Raw genomic sequence first — 4,123 nt, 5'->3', positions numbered from 1 at the left:
CGACCGCGGCGGTCTCGGCCTCCCGGACCTCGGCGGCCGCACGCTCACCGGAACGGATCGCGCCGTCGATCCACCCGCACATCACGGCCGAACTCTCGGTGCCGGCCCAGTGGATGCGGCCGCACGGCTCGCGCAGGGTATAGCCGAATTCGGTCAGCACGCCGGTCGGTGCGTGACCGATCATCCCGCCGCCGGAGTAACGGTCAACGGTCCAGTTCTGCTCGTGGTACTCCTGCGGCGTTCTCGCCTTCTCGCCGAACCGGTCGACCAACTCGCCGATGAGCGCCGCTCTCCGCTCGGCCTCATTGAGCTTGGTCAACCGCCGCGCCGCGGGCCCTTCGGTGATGACGCACATGACCCCGGGGTCGCCGCTGTCGGTGCAGGCGTCGATCGTCAGGGTGGCCGGGGATCCCGGTGCGGCCGACTGACCCGACAGCCCGTCGGCACGCCAGAACGGCTCGTCGTAAATCACCGACGTCTTGATGACCGCGCCGCTCGGCATGCGCTGGTGCAGCATCGCCCTATCCACCGGCAGCATCGGCTCGTAGACGATCGACGTGGCGACCGCCAGCGGGATCGCGACGATGACCCGTCGGGCGCGCACGGTCAGGTCGGAGGCCGTCACCGTCACGCCGTCGGCGTCCTGGGCGATTTGGCGGACCGGTTGCGAAAGGTGCAGCGCGTCGCCCAGTTCGGCCGCGATGGGACCGTAGATGGCGCCCATCCCGCCGACCGGGCGGGCGTCCTGGGAGCCGCCTTTGCCGGAAATCGCGAACGTCAGCCCGCCTGCCGACGCCGTCTGCAACAACCCCCACAGCAGCGACGTCTCCGACGCCGCCGAGGTGTAGAGCCCGGCGAAGGCCATGTCCAGCATCTCGCGGGCCTGCTTGGACATGGTGTTCTGTTCGATCCATTCACCCAGGCTGATGCGGTCCCACTCGTCGGCGTGTTTGGCGTCCCAGGGGGCTTCGCGCGGAAGCGATTTGGCCATCTTCTCGATCGACAACAATCCGACCCCGAGGTTGGCGACCGCCCACGGGCTCATCGTCCAGGGAATGGTGCCGCCGTAGCGGTGTCTCTTGCCGTCGACGATCATCATGGCGTCGCCGTCGTTGTGCTGCTTGTACTCGGCCACCCCGAACTCGTCCATCAGCGCGTAGATCCGATCCTGGCCGGGTCCGATCCACGCGCCGCCACGGTCGATCCACGTGCCGTCGGGACGGTACTGCGTGTAGGTGCGGCCGCCAACCCTGTCGCGCGCCTCCAGCAAGGCCACCGAAAGACCGGCCTGTTTCAGCCGCAGGGCGGCCGCCAGACCCGCGAATCCCGCTCCGACCACGCAGTAATCGACCTCTGACACGGCTGGCTCCTCAACCTTGGTCCCGCCCCAGCAGCAAACTACACCGCGGGCGGCGCCGGTGGTGGGGGGTTAACACAGATTTCTGCGCGCGTTCTTGCCGGTCATAGGGTTCGGGTGTGTTGACGCATACGGTTCGCGTGCGGCGCAGCTCCGACCGATTCCCCCGCGAAGAGCACCTGGCGGCAAAGATCGCCGAAGTCGCCGCCGACCCGGTTGCCGTCGAGCCGGAAACCGCGGAGATGGTGGTGAACCGGATCATCGACAACGCGGCGGTCAGCGCGGCCGCCGTGCTGCGCCGGCCGGTCACCGTGGCGCGGCGGCAGGCGCTGGCCCACCCGGCGCGGCGCGGGGCCAGGATTTTCGGCGTCGACGGGACCTATTCGGTGGAGTGGGCGGCCTGGGCCAACAGCGTCGCCGTGCGCGAACTCGACTTCCACGACACGTTTTTGGCCGCCGAATACTCCCACCCCGGCGACAACATTCCCCCGCTGGTCGCGGTGGCCCAGCAGCTGGGACTGCCCGGCGCCGACCTGATCCGTGGTGTGGTCACCGCCTACGAAATCCAGATCGGCCTGGCCCGCGGAATTTGCCTGCACGAGCACAAGATTGACCATGTCGCGCATCTGGGCCCGTCGGTGGCCGCCGGCCTGGGGACCATGCTGCGACTGGACACCGAGACGATCTATCAGGCGGTCGGGCAGGCCCTGCACCTGACCACCAGCACCCGCCAGTCCCGCAAGGGGCTGATCTCCAGCTGGAAGGCGTTCGCCCCCGCGCACGCGGGCAAGGTCGCCATCGAGGCGGTGGATCGCGCGATGCGCGGCGAGGGATCGCCGGCCCCCATCTGGGAGGGCGAGGATGGGGTGATCGCGTGGCTGCTGGGCGGACCCGACCGCGAATACCGGGTGCCGCTGCCCGCTCCCGGCGAGCCCAAGCGCGCCATCCTGGGCAGCTACACCAAGGAACACTCGGCGGAATACCAGAGCCAGGCCCCGATCGACCTGGCGCGGCGGCTCCGCGAGCGGATCGACGACCCCGGCCAGATCGCCACCGTCGTGCTGCACACCAGCCACCACACCCACGTTGTGATCGGAACGGGTTCGCGGGATCCGCAGAAGTTCGACCCGGACGCGTCGCGGGAGACGCTCGACCACTCGCTGCCCTACATCTTCGCCGTCGCGCTGCAGGACGGGAGCTGGCACCACGAGCGGTCCTACGCCGCCGAGCGGGCCCACCGGCCCGACACGGTCGAGTTGTGGCGCAAGATTTCGACGGTCGAGGATCCGGAGTGGACCCGCCGCTATCACTCGGCGGATCCGGCGGACAAGGCGTTCGGGGCGCGGGCCGTGGTCACGCTGAAAAGCGGGGAAGTGATCGTCGACGAGCTGGCCGTCGCCGACGCCCACCCGTTGGGCGCGCGACCGTTCCGGCGCCCGCAATACGTCCAGAAGTTCACCGAGCTCGCCGGCGTCGTCGTCGAACCGGCTGAGCGGGAGAGGTTTTTGGCCGCGGTGACCGCGCTGGCCGATCTGCGGGCGGGAGAACTCGGCGCGCTGAATCTGACCGTTGACCCGCGAGCGCTCCAGCGGGCGCCGACGATCGCGCCGGGAATATTCGGTGAGTGAATCGCGTGTGCGCTCAGGGCATTGCGTGTGCGCCCAGGGCGCAATTTTCGCGGATTTCTCGCCCTCAGTTCACACTCAATGCCCTCGGCGCACACTCGGTCGGGGCGCTTAGGGGTTAGCGGCCGGTCCGCCGTACTGCCACACCAGGTTGTGGGCGCCGGTCATCGTCGGGTTGCACCACATCGTCCTGCCGTTGCCGTCCTGGGTGGTCGCGTGCAACACCGTGCAGGAATCGCCGGGCCCCGGGGTGTCGGCACCGGCGACGGCGACGGGTGAGCCGGCGGCGACCGTCGCCAGCGCCGCGGACGATATGACGATTCGAAACCTGCTCATGATGGACGCCTCCTAAGGGCCGCGCCGATCCGGTTTCACGGTATCCGGCGGCCGAGTCGCAGGCAAAGAATTCTTGCGCGGCTCGAGTGCCGCTGAGCTAGAACACGTTCTAATCTGACCACCATGGGATTTCTCAAGCCTGAGCTGCCGCAGCTCGACATGGCCGAGTGGAACAAGGGCACCCGTAGCGAGAAGATCCGGCCGATGGCCAAGCACTGGGCCGAGGTCGGCTTCGGCACGCCGGTCGTGCTGCACCTGTTCTACGTCGCCAAAATCCTGCTCTACATCCTTGGCGCGTGGGTGTTCGCGTCGGCCACCAGGGGACTCGGCGGGTTCACCCACGTCGCGTCGTGGTGGTCGGAGCCGATCGTGTTCGAGAAGGTCGTGCTCTACACGATGTTGTTCGAGGTGATCGGGCTGGGTTGCGGCTTCGGCCCGCTGAACAACCGGTTCTTCCCGCCCATGGGCTCGATCCTGTACTGGATGCGGTTCGGCACCATCCGGCTGCCACCGTGGCCGAACCGGGTCCCGCTGACCGAGGGCACCAAGCGCAAGCCGATCGACGTCGCGCTGTACGCGCTGTTCCTGCTGGTGACGTTCGCGGCGCTGTTCGCCGACGGCACCGGACCGATGCCGGAGCTCGGCACGACGATCGGATTGCTGCCGGCCTGGAAGATCGTGCTGATCCTGCTGCTGCTCGGTGTGCTCGGCCTGCGCGACAAGGTGATCTTTTTGGCCGCGCGCGGTGAGGTCTACGCGACCATGGCGGTGACGTTCCTCTTCGGCGGGGTGGACATGATCGTGG

4 protein-coding genes are annotated in these 4,123 nt (G+C 68.3%); 2 read left to right on the top strand and 2 right to left on the bottom strand.

The genetic code is table 11. The features are described from left to right. Positions 1-1,360: FAD-dependent oxidoreductase (locus A9X03_RS18935; protein ID WP_068262427.1), on the bottom strand; the 1,360-nt coding region annotated here is incomplete at its 3' end. A gap of 116 nt (positions 1,361-1,476) precedes the next feature. Here A9X03_RS18935 and prpD point away from each other — a divergent pair. Next, complete coding sequence (gene prpD / locus A9X03_RS18930) at positions 1,477-2,985, top strand: 2-methylcitrate dehydratase PrpD (RefSeq protein WP_068262426.1); 1,509 nt, start codon at positions 1,477-1,479, stop codon at positions 2,983-2,985. A gap of 108 nt (positions 2,986-3,093) precedes the next feature. On the opposite strand, the gene A9X03_RS18925 is transcribed toward prpD, so the two are convergent. Continuing rightward, complete coding sequence (locus tag A9X03_RS18925) at positions 3,094-3,318, bottom strand: hypothetical protein (RefSeq protein WP_068262425.1); 225 nt, start codon at positions 3,316-3,318, stop codon at positions 3,094-3,096. A gap of 123 nt (positions 3,319-3,441) precedes the next feature. Between A9X03_RS18925 and A9X03_RS18920 the strand changes: the two genes are divergently transcribed. Beyond that, positions 3,442-4,123, top strand: a 682-nt coding sequence (locus tag A9X03_RS18920) for a DUF3556 domain-containing protein (protein WP_197696102.1), incomplete at its 3' end; no start/stop codon positions are given.

The organism is Mycobacterium sp. E1715 (assembly GCF_001667625.1).
GTDB lineage: Bacteria > Actinomycetota > Actinomycetes > Mycobacteriales > Mycobacteriaceae > Mycobacterium.
The sequence above is the reverse complement of the archived record's forward strand: the minus strand, read 5'-3'. Positions and strand labels throughout refer to the sequence as shown.

What these genes read in the sequence shown, in the direction of transcription:
- A9X03_RS18925 (WP_068262425.1), bottom strand. Translation starts at nt 3,318, where the DNA reads ATGAGCAGGTTTCGAATCGTCATATCGTCCGCGGCGCTGGCGACGGTC.